Annotated in this window: 21 protein-coding genes; 13 read left to right on the top strand and 8 right to left on the bottom strand. The window is 68.0% G+C overall.

What is annotated here, in order from left to right:
- Window positions 1-12 precede the first annotated feature (12 nt).
- Together ltnD and C265_RS00100 are read right to left on the bottom strand one after the other, a co-directional pair.
- Window positions 13-906, bottom strand: coding sequence for an L-threonate dehydrogenase (ltnD, locus tag C265_RS00105; RefSeq protein WP_010810010.1), 894 nt, complete (start codon window positions 904-906; stop codon window positions 13-15).
- A gap of 55 nt (window positions 907-961) precedes the next feature.
- Window positions 962-1,696, bottom strand: coding sequence for a FadR/GntR family transcriptional regulator (locus C265_RS00100; RefSeq protein WP_010810009.1), 735 nt, complete (start codon window positions 1,694-1,696; stop codon window positions 962-964).
- A gap of 221 nt (window positions 1,697-1,917) precedes the next feature.
- Between C265_RS00100 and C265_RS00095 the strand changes: the two genes are divergently transcribed.
- A complete protein-coding gene (locus C265_RS00095) occupies window positions 1,918-2,346 on the top strand; it encodes a GNAT family N-acetyltransferase (RefSeq protein WP_010810008.1) in 429 nt (142 codons plus the stop codon).
- Between the two features lie 28 nt (window positions 2,347-2,374).
- Here the strand turns inward: C265_RS00095 and C265_RS00090 are convergent, their stop codons facing one another.
- The 3 genes from C265_RS00090 to C265_RS00080 all read right to left on the bottom strand — a co-directional run bounded on the left by C265_RS00090 (window position 2,375) and on the right by C265_RS00080 (window position 4,601).
- Window positions 2,375-3,202, bottom strand: a complete 828-nt coding sequence (locus C265_RS00090) for an NRDE family protein (RefSeq protein ID WP_010810007.1) — start codon at window positions 3,200-3,202, stop codon at window positions 2,375-2,377.
- A 74-nt stretch (window positions 3,203-3,276) separates the two neighbouring features.
- Window positions 3,277-3,567 carry a DUF4936 family protein gene (locus C265_RS00085; RefSeq protein ID WP_010810006.1) on the bottom strand — a complete coding sequence of 97 codons (291 nt, stop codon included), beginning with the start codon at window positions 3,565-3,567 and terminating at the stop codon, window positions 3,277-3,279.
- Window positions 3,568-3,584: 17 nt separating this feature from the next.
- Entirely contained in the window at window positions 3,585-4,601 is a 1,017-nt protein-coding gene (locus C265_RS00080) for a folate-binding protein YgfZ (protein ID WP_081050197.1), read from the bottom strand.
- Window positions 4,602-4,825: 224 nt separating this feature from the next.
- On the opposite strand from C265_RS00080, the gene mltG reads away from it, so the two are divergent.
- The 8 genes from mltG to C265_RS00040 all read left to right on the top strand — a co-directional run bounded on the left by mltG (window position 4,826) and on the right by C265_RS00040 (window position 10,526).
- A complete protein-coding gene (gene mltG / locus C265_RS00075) occupies window positions 4,826-5,821 on the top strand; it encodes an endolytic transglycosylase MltG (RefSeq protein WP_010810004.1) in 996 nt (331 codons plus the stop codon).
- Window positions 5,822-5,828: 7 nt separating this feature from the next.
- The gene (gene tmk, locus C265_RS00070; protein ID WP_010810003.1) at window positions 5,829-6,440 is read left to right on the top strand and encodes a dTMP kinase; all 612 of its coding nucleotides are present in this window, start codon (window positions 5,829-5,831) and stop codon (window positions 6,438-6,440) included.
- A 117-nt stretch (window positions 6,441-6,557) separates the two neighbouring features.
- Complete coding sequence (locus C265_RS00065; protein WP_010810002.1) at window positions 6,558-7,565, top strand: DNA polymerase III subunit delta'; 1,008 nt, start codon at window positions 6,558-6,560, stop codon at window positions 7,563-7,565.
- Between the two features lie 61 nt (window positions 7,566-7,626).
- Window positions 7,627-8,019, top strand: coding sequence for a PilZ domain-containing protein (locus tag C265_RS00060; RefSeq protein WP_010810001.1), 393 nt, complete (start codon window positions 7,627-7,629; stop codon window positions 8,017-8,019).
- A 37-nt stretch (window positions 8,020-8,056) separates the two neighbouring features.
- Complete coding sequence (locus C265_RS00055; protein ID WP_010810000.1) at window positions 8,057-8,557, top strand: GNAT family N-acetyltransferase; 501 nt, start codon at window positions 8,057-8,059, stop codon at window positions 8,555-8,557.
- A 24-nt stretch (window positions 8,558-8,581) separates the two neighbouring features.
- On the top strand, window positions 8,582-9,376 hold the full coding sequence (locus tag C265_RS00050) for a TatD family hydrolase (protein WP_010809999.1): 795 nt from the start codon (window positions 8,582-8,584) through the stop codon (window positions 9,374-9,376).
- Window positions 9,369-10,121 (top strand): ankyrin repeat domain-containing protein, encoded by a 753-nt coding sequence (locus C265_RS00045; RefSeq protein WP_010809998.1) that lies wholly within the window; start codon window positions 9,369-9,371, stop codon window positions 10,119-10,121. Before C265_RS00050 ends, C265_RS00045 begins: the two co-directional genes overlap by 8 nt.
- A gap of 15 nt (window positions 10,122-10,136) precedes the next feature.
- On the top strand, window positions 10,137-10,526 hold the full coding sequence (locus tag C265_RS00040) for a YkvA family protein (protein WP_037023381.1): 390 nt from the start codon (window positions 10,137-10,139) through the stop codon (window positions 10,524-10,526).
- Here C265_RS00040 and egtB read toward each other — a convergent pair.
- A complete protein-coding gene (gene egtB, locus C265_RS00035) occupies window positions 10,523-11,812 on the bottom strand; it encodes an ergothioneine biosynthesis protein EgtB (RefSeq protein WP_010809996.1) in 1,290 nt (429 codons plus the stop codon). The two genes, C265_RS00040 and egtB, sit on opposite strands and share 4 nt — an antisense overlap.
- 181 nt (window positions 11,813-11,993) lie before the next feature.
- A complete protein-coding gene (locus C265_RS00030) occupies window positions 11,994-12,614 on the bottom strand; it encodes an FMN-dependent NADH-azoreductase (RefSeq protein WP_010809995.1) in 621 nt (206 codons plus the stop codon).
- A 139-nt stretch (window positions 12,615-12,753) separates the two neighbouring features.
- Here C265_RS00030 and C265_RS00025 point away from each other — a divergent pair, with 139 nt between their 5' ends.
- The 3 genes from C265_RS00025 (at window position 12,754) to C265_RS00015 (ending at window position 15,147) form a co-directional block, all read left to right on the top strand.
- Window positions 12,754-13,701 (top strand): LysR family transcriptional regulator, encoded by a 948-nt coding sequence (locus C265_RS00025; protein WP_010809994.1) that lies wholly within the window; start codon window positions 12,754-12,756, stop codon window positions 13,699-13,701.
- Between the two features lie 198 nt (window positions 13,702-13,899).
- Window positions 13,900-14,319, top strand: coding sequence for a DoxX family protein (locus tag C265_RS00020; protein ID WP_010809993.1), 420 nt, complete (start codon window positions 13,900-13,902; stop codon window positions 14,317-14,319).
- Window positions 14,320-14,580: 261 nt separating this feature from the next.
- A complete protein-coding gene (locus C265_RS00015; protein WP_010809992.1) occupies window positions 14,581-15,147 on the top strand; it encodes a DUF4136 domain-containing protein in 567 nt (188 codons plus the stop codon).
- A 7-nt stretch (window positions 15,148-15,154) separates the two neighbouring features.
- On the opposite strand, the gene C265_RS00010 is transcribed toward C265_RS00015, so the two are convergent.
- Window positions 15,155-16,381, bottom strand: coding sequence for an EAL domain-containing protein (locus C265_RS00010; RefSeq protein ID WP_010809991.1), 1,227 nt, complete (start codon window positions 16,379-16,381; stop codon window positions 15,155-15,157).
- 253 nt (window positions 16,382-16,634) lie between these two features.
- Between C265_RS00010 and C265_RS00005 the strand changes: the two genes are divergently transcribed.
- A partial coding sequence (locus tag C265_RS00005) for a DNA translocase FtsK 4TM domain-containing protein (protein WP_010809990.1) occupies window positions 16,635-17,284 on the top strand: 650 nt, incomplete at its 3' end.

Raw genomic sequence — 17,284 nt, 5'->3', positions numbered from 1 at the left:
TTCGCTTCTCCCTTATTCAGCCTTGCCCGGCAGTTCGATGCCCGGGAAGATCTTGATCACGGCCGAGTCGTCCTCGCCGCCATGGCCGGCGGTCGACGCCATCATGAACATCTGGTGCGCGGCGGCCGACAGCGGCAGCGGGAATTTGCTGTGGCGCGCGGTGTCGAGCACCATGCCCAGGTCCTTGACGAAGATGTCGACCGCCGACAGCGGCGTGTAGTCGCCCTTCAGGATATGGGGCACGCGGTTCTCGAACATCCACGAGTTGCCCGCGCTGTGCGTGATCACGTCATAGAGCGCATCGGGGTCCACGCCTTCGCGCAGGCCCAGCGCCATCGCTTCGGCGGCCGCGGCGATATGCACGCCGGCCAGCAGCTGGTTGATGATCTTGACCTTGGAGCCCGCGCCATGCGCGGCACCCAGGCGATACACCTTGCCGGCGATGGCGGCCAGCACGTCCTCGGCCAGCGAGTAGGCTTCGGCCGGGCCGGAAGTCATCATGGTCATTTCGCCGCTGGCGGCGCGCGCGGCGCCGCCGGAGACCGGTGCGTCCAGCATCAGCAGGCCCTGTTCCGCCAGCCGGCGGCCTAGCGCCTCGGCAAAGCCCGGCGGCACGGTGGCGCTGGCGATCACCAGCTTGCCCGGCTGCATCGCGGCCGCGGCACCGTTGGCGCCGAACAGCACGGCCTCGGTCTGCTGCGCGTTGACCACCAGCGTCAGCACCACGTCGCAACGGCTGCCCAGCTCGGAGGGCGAGGCGCACGGCACGCCGCCGGCATCGGCAAAGCGCTGCAGCACTTCGGGGCGCAGGTCGCACGCGTGCACGTTGAAGCCGGCACGCAGCAGCGACTGCGCGACACCAAAGCCCATGGCACCAAGGCCGATGACGCCGATATTCCTGGACATGAAGGGACTCCTGAAACAGATACGGATAATTCGATGGTTCGGGCTTGCGCGCGCGTCAGTTGGCGGCGCCGTGCGCTTCGCCGCTCTCGTCCGCACCCAGCTGGGCGAGACGGTGCGCGGCGTTGTACATATGGTTCTGCGCGGCATTGCGCGCGGCCAGCGGGTCGCCGGCGCGGATGGCGGCGACGATGGCCTGGTGTTCTTCACGCACCTGGCGCGAAAAGTCCGCGCGGCGCGCCTCGTTGGTGCGGGTCACGCGCGTGGCCGCTTCCAGGTACTGGCTGAGGAAGGCCAGCGTCTTCAGGAAATACGGGTTGCCGGTGGCCTCGGCGATGGCGCGGTGGAAGGCCACGTCTTCGGCCACGCCGTCGCCGCCTTGCGCAACCTCTTCGTCGAGCCGGGCCAGTGCGGCGTCGATGGCCGCCATCGACGCATCGGTGCGGCGGCGGGCGGCCTGCGCGGCCACCTCGGCCTCGATCGCGCGGCGCAGTTCGACGATCTGAAGCACCGATTCCAGCGTGCCGGTTTCGGTGTAGTCGATGCGCAGCGGCCGGATGCCGGCCTGTAGCGTCACGAACACGCCGCTGCCCTGGCGCGACTCCACCACGCCTTCGTACTTGAGCCGGGAGATGGCTTCGCGCACCACGGTGCGGCTGACGCCGAATTCCCCGGACAGCACCGCCTCGGTCGGCAGCTTGTCGCCGCGGGCAAAGGCGCCGCTCTGGATCTTGTCCAGCAGTTGTTCGGCGACATTGTCGGTGAGGGCGCGGGCAGGGACTTTCTGGAACACGGCAGCTTCCCGGGTTATTCGGTAATCAGGTCATCATACAAATTTGCTAGGACGCTGCCGACCCCGGGCAAACCCTGATATGGTGCAACTTCAAGAGCGGAGATGCGGCGAGTGATCCGCTTTGGTGCATCGACGGTCACTGCGACACTGGCGTATCATGGGCGCCCGTCCGCATCCCCTGCCCGACGCAATCGTTCCCCAAGCGCCTGATTCCACACGCCATGTCCATCACTGTCCTGATCTGCCCCTGGTCCGAAGCGCGCGAACGCGCGCGCGCCATCCGTTACACCGTCTTCGTCGAAGAGCAATGCGTGCCGGTGGAACTGGAATGGGATGAGTGGGACGAGCCGAGCTGGCACGCGCTGGCGCTGGCCGAGGATGGCACGCCGGTGGCCACCGGACGGCTGCTGCCGGATGGCCATATCGGGCGCATGGCGGTGCTGCAGTCCGTGCGTGGCACCGGTGTCGGTGCAATGGTGCTGGACGCGCTGATGCGCAAGGCTGAAGCGCTTGGCTACCCGGAACTGGTGCTCAATGCGCAGACGCACGCGGCGCCATTCTATGCGCGCGTGGGCTTTGCGCAGGTGGGGCCGGAATTCGAAGAGGCGGGCATCCCGCACGTGGAGATGCGCAAGCGGCTGGCCGGCTGAGCGCCGGAATCCTCGGTTCCAGCGGGCCTCAGCGCGGCGCTGGCACGATGCCGGTGTCGCGTTGCAGGTTCAGCTTGCCGTGGAAGTTGACGTCGCCGATGCGGCCGTCGGCGTCGAAGCTGCGCTCGCTCAGGTCGAAACGGCCATCGTGGCGCACGCGCAGCACCGTGCTGGCGCGCGTGCCGTACAGCGGCGAGCGGATGAAGGCCGACGACAGCAGCTTTTCCCATTCCGGCGCCACGCCCGTGGCAGGCAGTTCGAAATCCGCCGCCTGGCGCTCGTCGGCGAGCATTTGCAGGTAGGGCTCGGCGCTGGCGTTGGCCTGGCCGCTGTCGGCGGCCAGCACTTCGGCCAGCGCGCCCACGCGGCTGCGCACCTTGGGCCAGGGCGTGTCGAGCAGGGCGTTGGACAGGCCGTACAGCCCCGGGCGCAGCCGTTGCGGCTGGCGCGAGGCGGCGCGGTTGCTGTACCACCAGAGTTCACGCAGGTCGCTCGCCAGCAGGTTGAAGCCGTTGTAGCGGCCGTCTTCGCCGGCGAGGCCGTCCAGGTAGTCGAACGGCGCCTCGCGTCCGCGCAGGAAACCGGCCACCAGCTCGCCGCGCGAGCGCGCGTCGGTGCGTTTTTCGGACGGGGCGCGGTAGTTGGTCAGTGCCGCGAAGCGGCCGTCGGCGTTGACGCCCATCCAGGTGCCGGGCTCGCCGATGACTTCCGCCAGGTCGCGCCCGGCCAGCACCTGCGGTGCATCCTGCCACCAGTGCGCGGCCGCCGCGGGGCGGACATAGAATTCATCGCGGTTGCCGGCGACGACCAGGGCATAGTCGGGGTGGGATTGCCAGGCAACCAGGATCAGACACATCGCTTTGCTTCCTTTGCCGCCGGGGTGGCTGCAGTGGCACCCGGCGTACGTCAGTCCAACGGCATCCTGGACGCCTACAGCACGTCCAGGTCGACAAAGTGCTCGGCCCGCCGCTCGCCATCGACCCATTGGTCCAGCCCGCTCTGCCGCCACAGGCCTTCCAGCGTGGCATCGAACGCGGGCGGCACGTCGGGGTAGCACTCCATCCAGGTCTGCACGCCGGCGCGGGTTTCCGGCCTGCGCATCAGCGTACCACCAATTCCGGTTGCTTCGGCGACAGTCTCCATCCAGCGGTGCCAGTGCGGCAGCGCCTCGGCGGCAACGGCTTCCGGGACGCGGAAATAGACGTAGAGGTGATCGCTCATGGCAGGTCCTGTGGGTTTCAGCCAGCGGCCTGGGCGGCCTCGCCCAGCGGCACCTCGTAGGGCAGGGTGGCCGTAGCCACTGCCGCGCCCTCGGCGCTGCCCAGGCGCAGCGCACTGGCGGCGGCATCGATCTTCAGCTCGGCCAGCCCGGCCCAGCCGCCCTGGGGCGCCGGTGCGGCGTTGACGATCATGCCGCACGGCTGGCCCGGATCTTCCGGACGGTAGATTTCAGCCGCGGGCGCCGGCACTTCGCCTTCACCCTGCACCAGCCACATGCGGCGCTTGAGCGTGCCGCGGTACTGGCTGCGCGCGACGATTTCCTGGCCGGGATAGCAGCCCTTGCGGAAATTGACCCCGCCCACCAGTTCGAAATTGATCATCTGCGGCACGAACTGCTCCTGCGTGGCCGCGACGATGCGCGGCAGGCCCGACTGCACTTCCAGCCAGTCCCACAGCGCGGGCGTCGCATCCTGCAGCGAGGCGGCAAGTGCCGCGCGCACCGCCTCGGCGCGCTCGGCCGGCAGCACCAGCTGCCAGCGCGGCTGGCCGGCGCCATCCGGCAGGCGGATCACGGTGATGCCGTCGGCTTCGGCCACGGCAAAGGCGACCTCCGGCACAGGCAGGCCCGCAGCGGCCAGGGCCTTGGCAGCGCCGGCCCCGGCGAGGCCGAGGATCGCATGGGTGGGGGTGATGTCGGACAATTTGGCCTTGGCGCGCAGCACGAACATCGACAGGCGCTTCTGCACCGGGGCCTGGATGTCGGCCGACAGCTGCAGCACGATGCCTTCGACATCGCGCCACATCAGGAAGGTGGCGAGCAGGCGCCCCTTGGGCGAGCAATAGCCCGCCAGGCGGGCCGCGCCGGCCTTCAGGTCTTCGACCGCATTGGTCAGCTGGGTGTGCAGGAAGCTGCCGGCATCGTCGCCGGCCACACGGACCAGGCCAAGCCCGGGCGGGCTGCAGACGATGCCGCTGCCGCTCAAGGCTTCAAGGTTTGCGGCGAGTTCCTGGGCTTGGGCATTCATCACTGGCATTGCGTGGCAATCGTTGAGGCAATTCGGGAGAGGGAAGGCGCCGGTCGTGCGCCGTGCCGGGCGGGCCGTCAAGCGGCGCCGGCGCCGCGGCACATGGTCGGTGCGAGGCTGCCGGTTATTATATGGGGCTATGAGATTTTCGGCCGGCGCCGGCAGCACGTGGCGGCAAGCGGTGGCGCGCAAGCCCTCCGACGGATCCGGTCAGCCGCCCCTATCCCTGATACATGAAACGATTTTTCCTTAGTCTTGGCCTGGCCATCCTGGTGTTCGCGCTGGCGGCCGCGGGCGCGTTCGCGTGGTGGGCCAATCACCCGCTGCCCCTCAGCAAGTCACCCGTGGAAGTGGTGATCAAGCCCAATTCCGGCGTCGCCAGCGTCGGCCGCCAGATCCAGCGCGGCGGCGTCGGCATGGACCCGCGGCTGTTCATGCTGCTGGTGCGCCTGACCGGCCACGGGCCTGACCTGAAGGCCGGCGGCTATGAATTCGCGACCGGCGCCACGCCGCTGTCGATCATCGGCAAGCTGGCGCGCGGCGAGGTCACGCACTATGTGGTCACGGTGATCGAGGGCTGGGAATTCCGCAAGATGCGCGCCGCCGTGGACGCCAGCCCGGCGCTGCGGCACGACACCCGGGACATGTCCGATGCGGACCTGATGAAGGCAATCGGCGCGGCCGAGACCTCGCCCGAAGGCATGTTCTTCCCGGACACCTACCTGTTCGCGCGCGGCAGCAGCGATATTGACCTGTACAAGCACGCCTACCGTGCCATGCAGCGGCGCCTGAACGAGGCCTGGAACGCACGCTCGCCCGACCTGCCGTACAAGACCCCGTACGAGGCCCTGGTGATGGCATCGATCGTCGAGAAAGAAACCGGCCAGGCCGCCGAACGCCCGATGATCGCCGCCGTGTTCATCAACCGGCTGCGCAAGAACATGATGCTGCAGACCGACCCGACCGTGATCTACGGCCTGGGCGATGGCTTCGACGGCGACCTGCGCAAACGGGACCTGCAGGCCGACAACCCGTACAATACCTACACCCGTACCGGCCTGCCGCCCACGCCGATTGCGCTGCCGGGGCTGGCCTCGCTGGCGGCGGCCACCACGCCGGCGCCATCCGACGCACTGTACTTCGTCGCCCGCGGCGACGGCAGCAGCCATTTCTCCAACTCGCTTCCCGAACACAACCGCGCGGTCGACAAGTACCAGCGCGGCAAATAGGCATTCCATGCGCGGAAAATTCATCACGTTTGAAGGCATCGACGGCGCCGGCAAGAGCACCCATATCGACTGGGTCGCCGACCGCCTGCGCGCACGCAGCGACATTGCCGGCGTCGTCACCACCCGCGAGCCCGGCGGCACCTCGCTGGGCGAAGACCTGCGCCAGATCCTGCTGCATCGCAAGATGCACCTGGAAACCGAGGCGCTGCTGATGTTCGCGGCCCGGCGCGAACATATCGCCGAGGTCATCGCACCCGCGCTGGAGCGCGGCAAGTGGGTGATTTCCGACCGCTTCACCGACGCCACCTTCGCCTACCAGGGCGGGGGCAGGGGCCTGGCCACCGAGCGCCTGGAAGTGCTGGAAGACTGGGTGCAGGGCGGCCTGCAGCCGGATCTGACGCTGCTGTTCGACGTGCCGCTGGAAACCGCCAGCGAGCGCCTGGCCGGCGCACGCGCGCCTGACAGGTTCGAATCCGAATCGCGCGCGTTCTTCCAGCGCACCCGCGATGAATACCTGCGCCGCGCGGCCCAGTCGCCGCAGCGCTTCCGGGTGATCGACGCCACGCGCAGCATTGCCGACATTCGCGATGAACTTGAAAAAATCATCGCAACTATCTGATTTTTGGCCGATATATGGCTGACGTGATAGGTGTGAATGCCGCGCCATTGCGCAATTCGCAATCGCATGGCTATCACAGGTAAAACTTGAAGTTAGATCGCTAACCCACTGATTCACATGCTATATCCCTGGCAGAAGGAAGACTGGCAACGGCTTGGCGCGCTGCGTGAACGGCTGCCGCATGCCTTGCTGATCCATGGCCAGCAAGGCATCGGCAAGCGCGACCTGGCCCTGCATTTCGCGCAGGGGCTGTTGTGCGAGGCGCCGCTGCCGGACGGCCAGCCCTGCGGCCAGTGCGCCGCCTGCCACTGGTTCAGCCAGGGCAACCACCCGGACTTCACCGTGGTGCGGCCCGAGGCGTTGGACGCCGCGGCCGAGGCCGAGACCGACGAGGGCGGCAAGAAGAAGGCGCCCAGCAAGATCATCCGCATGGAGCAGGTGCGCGCGCTGATCGAGGCCGTGGGCGTGGGCACGCACCGGGCCGGGCTGCGCGTGGTGGTGGTCTATCCGCTCGATGCGCTGCAGACCGAGGGCGCCAACGCACTGCTGAAGACGCTGGAAGAGCCGCCGCCGTCCACCGTATTCCTGCTGGTGACCGACCGCCTCGACCGCATCCTGCCGACTATCCTGTCGCGCTGCCGCCAGTTCTCGGCCCAGCGCCCGACGCCGGAGGCCGCGCTGGCCTGGCTGCGCGGCCAGGGCGTGGCCGATGCCGAGGCCCAGCTGGCGCTGGCCGGCGGCTCGCCGCTGACCGCGCTGCATGCGGCCGAGGCCGAGGAGCAGCCGCTGCAGCGCTGGCTGGTCGGCCAGCTCGGCGCCGCCGCCGCCTTCGACGCTTCCGCGGCGGCCGAGCAACTGCAGAAGCTGCCGGTGCCTGCCGTGCTTGGCATCCTGCAGCGCTGGACGTACGATCTGCTGACGCTGCGCCTGGACGGCAGCGCCACGCCGCGGTACCTGCCCAAGGAACGGGCGGTGCTGGCGCGCTGCGCCGGGGCCACCGACGCGCACCGCCTGCAGGCCTTTGCCACCCGGTTGACCGCGCATCGCCGCAGCGAGAACCATCCGCTGGCGGCCCGGCTGGTGATGGAAGCGGTATTCCTGGAATACCGCCAGCTGTTCCGGTAGTACGCCTGGCAGTCAAAATAAGCCATAACAACAAGCAGCACCGTCATTCAGGGGGTCAACCATGAACACAGCAGTCGCCGGCGCACCGCCCGCTGCGCCAACCGGCAGCGGGGCGGCATCGCGCCCCAATGTGCTGTCCTTGTCGATCAAGGACCAGGCCGGGCTGTATGCGGCCTACATGCCGTTCCTGGCGCGCGGCGGCATCTTCGTGCCGTCGAACCGGCCGTTCCGACTGGGCGAGCAGGTGTTCCTGGTGCTGTCGCTGCTGGACCGGCCGCAGAAATACCAGATCGCGGGCCATGTGGCCTGGATCACCCCGGCGGGCACGCCGATGAAGACCCCCGGCGTCGGCGTGCATTTCCCCGACGACGACAACGGGCGCAACCTGCGCCGCGCTGTGGAGGAGATCCTGGGCAAGATGCTGGAGTCCGGGCGCCCCACGCAAACTTTATGAACGTTGTGAGGTTGTTCTCACAATATTTTGATTTTCAATGAATTTTTCACTTCGCATTGCCGAGCCCCGCGACCTGCCGGGCATCGTCGCCATCTATAACGGCACCGTGCCCTCGCGCATGGTCACCGCCGATACCGAACCGGTCACCGTGGCCTCGCGCCAGGCCTGGTTCGATTCCCACCAGCCTGAACGCCGCCCGCTGTGGGTGTGCGAGGATGCCGACGGCCGCATGGCCGGCTGGATGAGCTTTTCAGACTTCTACGGCCGCCCGGCCTACGGCGCCACCGCCGAGGTGTCGATCTACCTGGACGCGCAGCGCCGCGGCCAGGGGCTGGGCCGCTACCTGCTGCAACAGGCCATCGACCATGCGCCCAGGGTCGGGGTGAACACGCTGCTCGGCTTTATCTTCGGCCACAATGCGCCCAGCCTGGGCCTGTTCGCGTCGCTGGGCTTTACGCGCTGGGGCGACCTGCCGCGCGTTGCCGTGCTCGACGGTGTCGAGCGCGACCTGATCATCGTCGGCCGCCGCGTGGACTGAGCCACCCGCCAACAGAGATTCCCCATGTTTGTCGATTCCCACTGCCATATCGATTTCCCCGAGTTGGCCGCGCGCCTGCCGGAACTGCTGGAGAACATGCGCGCCAACCAGGTCACGCATGCGCTGTGCATCTCGGTCACGCTGGAAGACTTCCCGCGCGTGCTGGCGCTGGCCGAGCAGCATCCCAACCTGTACGCCTCGGTCGGCGTGCACCCGGACTACGAAGAGGGCGAGGAACCCACGCTGGAGCGCCTGGTGGAGCTGTCCGCCCACCCGCGCGTGGTCGGCACCGGCGAGACCGGGCTGGACTACTACCGCCTGAACGGCCGCAGCATCGCCGACATGGAATGGCAGCGCGAGCGCTTCCGCACCCATATCCGCGCCGCGCGCCAGACCGGCAAGCCGCTGATCATCCATACCCGCTCGTCCGCCGACGACACGCTGCGCCTGATGCGCGAAGAGAACGCGCGCGAGGCCGGCGGCGTGATGCACTGCTTCACCGAGACCTGGGACGTCGCCCGCCAGGCGCTGGATGAGGGTTTCCATATCTCGTTCTCGGGCATCGTCACCTTCAAGAGCGCGGCCGACCTGCAGGAAACCGCGCGCAAGGTGCCGCTGGAGCGCATGCTGATCGAGACCGATTCGCCCTACCTGGCGCCGGTGCCATACCGCGGCAAGACCAACGAACCTGCCTGGGTGCGCCATGTGGGCGAGTTCATCGCGCAGCTGCGCGGGGTCCCTGTGGAACAGGTCGCGGAACAGACGACGGAAAATTTCTTCAAGCTATTCAAGCATATTGACAGGGAATCGCATGTTTGACATGAAGTTTGCCCGACGCGCTGCCGGCGCCCTTGCGCTGGCCGCCGCCACGCTGGCGCAGGCCGCGCCTGCCGACGACATGCGCAAGGCCGTCGAATTCGACGACGCCAACACCGTCAAGAAGCTGCTGGCCAAGGGCGTCGATCCCAATCTGGTGGACAGCCGCGGCAACCCGGCGCTGGTGCTGGCGCTGCGCGAGAAGTCGCTGAAGGCGGCCACGGTGCTGATCCGCGCCAAGGACATCGATTTCGACAAGGCCAACCCGGCCGGCGAGACCCCGCTGATGATGGCCGCGCTGCAGGGTGAGCTGGACATGGTCAAGCTGATGGTCGACGAGATGGAGGCCGAGATCAACAAGACCGGCTGGACCCCGCTGCACTATGCGGCCACCAATGGCCACAACGACGTAGTCAAGTACCTGGTCGACCATGCCGCCTATATCGACGCTGAAAGCCCCAACGGCACCACGCCGCTGATGATGGCCGCGCGCGGCGGCCATATCGAGACCGTCAAGCTGCTGCTGGACGAGGGCGCCGACATGCGCCTGAAGAACCAGCAGGGCATGACCGTGATCGACTTTGCCGAGCGCTACAACCAGGCAGAGATCGCCAAGGGCCTGAAGGCGCGCTGGCAGAAGCTGTACCCGCAGACGCCGATCGCGGCGGCGCCGCCGCTGAAGGCGCCCACCGGCGAGCCGGGCGGGCAGCGGCCCGCGGCGCAGCAGCCCAAGACCAAGGGCTGGTAAGCGCTGATGCCGGCGATGGCCGTCGGCGCACGCCTGCGCCAGTGGGCGCGCGGGCTCAAGGCGAGCCTGCTGATGCTGTGGTTCTGCAGCCGCCACCCCGGCACGCCGTGGAGCGCGCGGCTGCTGGCCGCGCTGGTGGTGGCCTATGCCTTCAGCCCGATCGACCTGATCCCCGATTTCATCCCGGTGCTGGGCTATGTCGATGACGTGCTGCTGGTGCCGCTGGGTATCTGGCTGACGCTGCGGATGATTCCGCCGGCGGTCAAGGATGAATGCCGCGGCCGGGCCCAGGCGTGGCAGGCCACGCATGCAAAACGGCCGCGCAATCGCGCGGCCGCCGTGGTCATCGTGCTGGTGTGGGTGTTGCTGGCCTGGCTGGCGTGGCGCTGGCTGGCGCCGGCCTAGACATCGTCCGCCAGCCGCACCCCGGTGAACTGCCAGCGCTGGTGCGGATAGAAGAAGTTGCGGTACGTCGCCCGGATATGCGATTCGGGCGTGACGCAAGACCCGCCGCGCAGCACCATCTGGCCGCTCATGAACTTGCCGTTGTACTCGCCCACCGCACCGCCGTTCGGGCGGAAGCCCGGATACGGCAGGAAGGCGCTGCCGGTCCATTCCCACACATCGCCGAACATCTGGCGCAGCACGCCCGAGGTGTTCTGCCGGTCCGGCAACGGCCGCAGCGCGCGGCCTTCAACAAAATTCCCGGTGGCCGGCAGGCTGCGCGCCGCGTGCTCCCATTCGGCCTCGGTCGGCAGCCGGCGTTCGGCCCAGCGCGCGAATGCCTCGGCCTCATAGAAGCTGACGTGGGTGACGGGGCTGTCCGGGTCGACCGGATGCATCCCGCGCAGCGTCATCTGCCACCACGTGCCTTCGCGTTCTTCCCAGTAGAGCGGGGCCAGGATGCCTTGCTCGCACACCCAGCGCCAGCCGTCGGACAACCACAGCCCCGCCGTCTGGTAGCCGCCATCCTCGATGAATTCAAACCATTGCCGGTTGCTGACCGGGTGCGAGCACAGCGTGAACGGTGCCAGGTAGGCCTTGTGCCGCGGGCTTTCACAGTCAAAGGCAAAGGTCTCGCCGCGGTGGCCGATCTCCACCAGGCCGCCGTCAAAGCCAATCCAGTCCGGCGCGGGCCGAGGGTCGGCGATCACCGGCTCGGGCAGTTCCGGGGCAAAGGCGGGGCGCAGCGGGTTCTGCGCGAACAGATGCAGGATGTCGGCCAGCAGCAGTTCCTGGTGCTGCTGTTCATGCTGCAGGCCAAGCATGATCAGCGCTGCCTCGTCATCGGTCTGGGCGCTGCCCAGCAGCGTCAGCATCGATTCGTCCACGGCCTCGCGGTAGGCCAGCACCTCGTCCAGCGAGGGGCGGGTCAGCAGCCCGCGCTGCGGCCGCGGGTGGCGCGGTCCGACCGCTTCGTAGTACGAGTTGAAGAGGTAGCGGTAGTCCGGGTCCACCAGCTCGTAGTCCGGGATCCGCGCAGCCAGCACGAATTCCTCGAAGAACCATGTGGTGTGCGCCAGGTGCCATTTTGCCGGGCTGGCGTCGTCCATGGACTGCACGGTGGCATCGGCATCGGACAGGTCGGCCACCAGGGTCTCGGTGGCGGTGCGTACGTGGCGATACTGTGAAAGCAGGGCGGGTTCGTGCGGCGGATGGAGGGCGGCGGCTGGCAACAGGGCTGAAGTCATGCGGGCTCCCGGGAGTGGATCGGTCGATGACTGCAGGCGGCACGACAGCCGCGGGCAAATAGCCGGGGCCGGCGCGCCGCCCATGGCACGCGGGGCGCCATAGCGCCCCGATCCATCATAGACCCGATCCGTCCGCGGGGCGAGCCGGCGCCGTCCTGCAGCGCCGGCCGTCCACAGGACTTCAGGCGGCCAGGCGGCTGGCGTCGTTCAGCGCCGCGATTTCGGTGCGGGCGCTGGCCAGGCCGGCTTCGCGGAACTGCGGACCCATGGCCAGGCCGTGGGCACGCACGTAGGTGATGTCGGTGATGCCCAGGAAGCGGAACACGATGTCGACGGTCTTTTCGTGCAGGTCCAGTTCATTGGCATCCTGGCGCACGCCGCCGCGCGACGACACCACGATCACGCGCTTGCCGCCGGCCAGGCCCACCGGGCCGTTCTCGGTGTACTTGAAGGTGCGGCCAGCCTGCGCGATGCGGTCGATCCAGGCCTTGAGCTGGCTGGGGATGCTGAAGTTGTACTGAGGCACGCCCACCACCAGCACGTCGGCGGCCAGGAATTCGGCCAGCCATTGCTCGGTGCGCTGCAGCTCGGCTTCCTGGATGGCGCTCAGGCCTTCCTTCGGGCCGCCCAGCACGGGCAGCAGGTTGCCGGACAGGTGCGCCGGAGCGTCCTGGTCCAGATCGCGCACGGTGACCTTGGCGTCCGGGGTGGCGGCGACCAGGTCGGCCACCACGCTGGCGGTCAGGCTGCGCGAAACGGAGTTGTCGCCAAGTACGCTGGAATCGATCTGCAGGATGTTCATGTCTATCTCCACAAGGTGTGCGGTTGCGATGGATGAAAGATAGCGGCTGGCCATTGGTATCGGTAGTGAGGCAAAATGCAAATGATTGTTCTGCCGGCGCAACGCAGCCTGGCGGCCGCACGTGATCCCGGAGCCATCCATGCAAGACCTCAACGACTTGTCCCTGTTTGCCCAGGTGGTCGAACACGGCAGTTTTTCCGCGGCCAGCCGCGCCTCAGGCGTGCCCAAGTCGCGCCTGAGCCGGCGCATCGCCCAGCTGGAACGCGACCTGGGCGTGCAGCTGCTGCGCCGCACGACACGGCAGGTGCGCGTTACGCCGCTTGGCGAATCCTTCTACGAACGCTGCCGCGCCATGCTCAATGAGGCCAAGGCGGCCCGCGAGGTCATCGAGCAGGCGCGCGAGCAGCCTGGCGGCACGCTGCGCGTGAGCTGCCCGATCGCCATCGCCCAGATCCTGCTGGCGCCGGCCATCGGCCATTTCATGCGCGCCAACCCGGCCGTGCGGATCGAGCTGGAGACCACCAACCGGCGCGTGGACGTGATCGGCGAAGGCTTCGACCTGGCCCTGCGCGTGCGCGAGTCCATGGAGGACTCCAGCCTGGCCGTGCGCACCTTCGGTGAAAGCCAGCTGATGCTGGTGGCCAGCCCCGCGCTGCTGGATAGCATCGGCCGCCCGCGCACACCGCAGGCGCTGGATGGCATGCCCGGCGTGGGCCAGCCGCCGCACGACGGCAAGCATGTCTGGACCCTGCGCTGCAAGACCAACGACTCGATCCAGATTGCCTATGAACCGCGCCTGGTCACCGAAGACTTCGTGCTGCTGCGCGAGGCGGCGATCGCCGGCGCGGGCGTGGCCATGCTGCCGCGGATGTATTGCCGCGATGCGCTGGAAAGCGGCGAGCTGGAACTGGTGTTGCCGCAGTACGACATGCCGGTCGGCACGCTGCACGCGGTGTTCCCCTCCCGCAAGGGCGTGACGCCTGCCACCCGGCGCTTTCTCGACTTTCTGGGCGAGGTCCTGCCCGAATGCGCATACAAGGTCGGCATGCTTGAGCCGCGGCAGCCAGCGATGCACCGGGTGGTGTAGCGCAGGCCTTCCGGATACGGCATGGCGGGATTGGCGAGGTGGTGTGCCGGTCGCATCCCGGCCACCAGGCAGTCTCGTATTTGCGGCTTTACCTTCACGCCGCCTCGCACTAAGGTACAGGGGGCGAACCTTGCGCGTGAGGGTAAAGGCGCTTGGCTTCGACAACCAACTCGACAGACAACGGCAAGGAGAACGGCCATGGGTGGCTCTCAGGGTTCCCAGGACTTGGGCAAGGCGCTGCTGCGCATCGTGCTTGGCGTGTTGATCCTGATGCACGGCATCGCCAAGCTGACCGGTGCGTCCGGCATGGGCTTTGTGGGGAAGGTGGTCGCCGACGCCGGCTTGCCGGCATGGCTGGCCTACGGCGTCTACATTGGGGAAGTCGTGGCCCCGATCCTGCTGATCATCGGGCTGTGGAGCCGGCTGGCGGCGCTGATCGTTGCCATCAACATGGTGTTTGCGGTGGCGCTGGTGCATACCAAGCAGCTCGGCATGCTGTCCGATACCGGCGGCTGGGCGCTTGAGTTGCAGGGGATGTTCCTGGCCGCGGCGCTGGCGGTGGCCCTGCTGGGGGCGGGCCGGTTCAGCGTGGGCGGCATCAATGGCAAGCTGAACTAGTGCCCTGTTCCGCAAATACCTTGCCATGAAATCGCCCAGTTGGCCGCCATGCGTCGTTGCTCGTCGTTGCCATAGCTACGGCTATGGCGCCTCCTCGCGTTTAGCCTGACGACCAACTGGACGATTTCATGGCAAGCCATCTGCGGAACAGGACACTAGCCCATCGGGTCAGATGGCGTACGGTGCGCCGGCGTTCCGGCGCCGGTGGCGCTTGCGCGTGGCTGCATGTGCGCGCTGCCGCGGACATCATGGAGATGTATCGTGAAACCCTTCCGGCAGCTCTTTCCCGTCGTGGCCGCGGCGCTGGTCCTGTCAGGCTGCGCCAGCGTGCCCGACATCAAGACTGACTACAATCGCAGCACTGACTTCAGTGCCTACCGCAGCTTTGGCTTCGTCGAGCATCTCGGCACCGACCGCCAGGGCTATGAAAGCCTGACCACCCAGTACTTCAAGTCTGCCGTGCAGCGGGAACTGACCGCGCGCGGCTACCGCTATGCGGCGCAGTCGCCGGACTTGCTGGTCAACTTCAATGCCCGGCTGCAGGAGAAGGTCCAGGTCAGCCCGGCGCCGACGCCGATGATGGGGTATTACGGTTATCGCGGCGGGCTGTATGCGCCGTGGCCGGGCTACGGCTTCTATAACGACGTCTATACCTACACCGAAGGCACGGTCAACATCGACCTGGTCGACCGGCGCCAGATGAAGCTGGTCTGGGAAGGCGTGGCGGTGGGCAGCGTGGACACCAGCGACAAGGCCAGCGCCCAGCAGCGCATCGACAAGACCGTGGCGCAGATCTTTGCCAAGTATCCGTTCCGGGCCGCGCAGTAGGGCCAGCTCACGCCGCCGGCGTGACTGCCGCCCGGTCGATGGCATCCGCGACGAAGACCTCGGCCGGCTTGGGCGCGGACCACAGGTAGCCCTGGCCCAGCGGGCAGCGCAGCGCCAGCAGCGCTGCGCGCTGGGCGTCGGTCTCGACGCCTTCGGCCACGCACTCCAGGCCCAGCTCGCGCGCCAGGTTGATCATGTTGCGGCAGATCGCGGCACGCTGGCCATGCCCGTCGACCTCGACAACGAACGAGCGGTCGAGCTTCAACTGCGTGAAAGGCAGGTCCGCCAGCAGCCTGAGCGTGGCGATGCCAACGCCGAAATCGTCGATCGCCACGCCGTAGCCGAGCAGCCGCAAGCGGTTCAGCGCGACCGACAGCGCCAGCGTATCGGGCACCGGATAGCCCTCGGTCAATTCCACCGTCAGCGCGTGCCGCGGCACGCCGCTGGCGGTCACCAGGGCATCGAACGTCTCCAGCACACCGGGCCGGCACAGGGTTTGCGCCGAGGCATTGATGCCCAGCGTGATGTGGATGCCCGCCGCGCGCAGCCGCTGCTGCGCTGCCAGGCACTGGCGGGCCACGAAGAAGAACACCGGGTCGGCCGCGTCGAGCGCTTCGAGCCGTGGGATAAAGAGGTCGGGCTGCACCAGACCGTGTTCGGGATGGCGCCAGCGCACCAGTGCCTCGGCACCGGCCAGCCGGCCGCTGGCAATCTCGTGCTGGGGCTGCAGCATGACCAGCAGGTCCGTGCCCGAGCGGGTGGCGGGGACCAGTTCTGCGTCGTCGGGCGACCACGCCGGCGCGGTGGATTCGCTAACAGGCTGGCGCACCAGCGCATCGGCCAGGATCTCTTCCACCGCATCGCGCGACAGCGGCTTGCGCAGCGCGTGCACGCGCGGGATGCCGGCGGCGTGCGCCAGGCCGCGGTTTGAATCCAGGATGTCCTCCGCCAGCGCCGTCACCCAGACCCATACCGGCGCCTTCCCGGCAAAGGCATGCTGCCCGCGCCGGTGCAGTTCGGCAATCAGCTCGGGGCCGTTGCCGCCAGGCATCTCGATGTCGCAGAACACGATGTCGAACGGTTCGCGTGCAAGGATCTCGGCCGCCTGCGTGCCGTTTTCAGCTGAAACCAGGGTCTGCACGCCCAGATACCGCAGCAGCCCCTCGGCCGCGACGCGCTGGAACGGATGGTCTTCGACGACAAGAACGCGCAGCCTGGCGTAGCGGATCGGCATGGGGGAGGGGAAGGCGGCGGGCCGCCGGAGTGCAATTCGATTGGGGGTTGCCGCATGGTAGCGCGGCGCCGCTGCGCCAACCACCGGATGGCGCAAAGTCTGGCGCCGCTGGCATGCGGAATCGCACAGGGGATCGTTGCGCAATCGCCCCGGAAACGCGCTGCGTTACGAATATTTGCGCTTTCCGATTCAATCGCCGCCTGCCATAACCGCTACAATCGCTGCCCGTAGTTTTGAACATGGCATGTCGATAATGGGTTTTGGCTGGTTCGGATTTTCGACTTTCTGGATAGTGCCGCTGGTCTGGCGGCTGGTGACGCGCTGGCTCGCCGGCGAGCGCCGGCTGGCAGGGCCCGGCTCATTGCGCGTCTGGCTCGGCACGCTCGCCGTGCTGTGCGCGAGCGCCTGCCTCGAAGCGCTGACCAGCGGCACCGATCCGGAATCGAGCGCTGGCGGTTCGGCCGGCCGCGCGCTGGCCGGCATGATGGGCAACCTGTTCGGCTGGACCGGTGCCTTGCTGTTGATGCTGGGCGTGCTGGCGCTGGCCGCGCCGATGGTGTTCGGTGAAACCTGGCGCAGCCTGTTCTCGCGCAAGCCGCGCCGCGCCGCCGCGCCTGACGCGGCGCCGGAAGAGCCGCCGGTTTCCTTTGCTGCCACCCAGCCGATGCGCGACGCAGAGCGCCGCGATGCGCCGGCGGCAGGCAACCCCGGCTGGACCGCGCCCGCCACGCGCCATCGCAGCTTTGAGGCGGTCTCGGCGCGCCGCCAGCCCGCCTGGCAACCGCCGCGCCGCACGCGTGAATCCCCGCCGCAGCCGGGCGAGATCTGGCTGCACCACGCCGAGTCGCCGGGCGCGGTCAAGCCGGCGCGCGCCGCGCCGCCCGCACCCGTGGCGGCGGCACC

The sequence above is a fragment of the Cupriavidus sp. GA3-3 genome (genome assembly GCF_000389805.1).
Classification (GTDB): Bacteria; Pseudomonadota; Gammaproteobacteria; order Burkholderiales; family Burkholderiaceae; genus Cupriavidus; species Cupriavidus necator_D.
The sequence above is the reverse complement of the archived record's forward strand: the minus strand, read 5'-3'. Positions and strand labels throughout refer to the sequence as shown.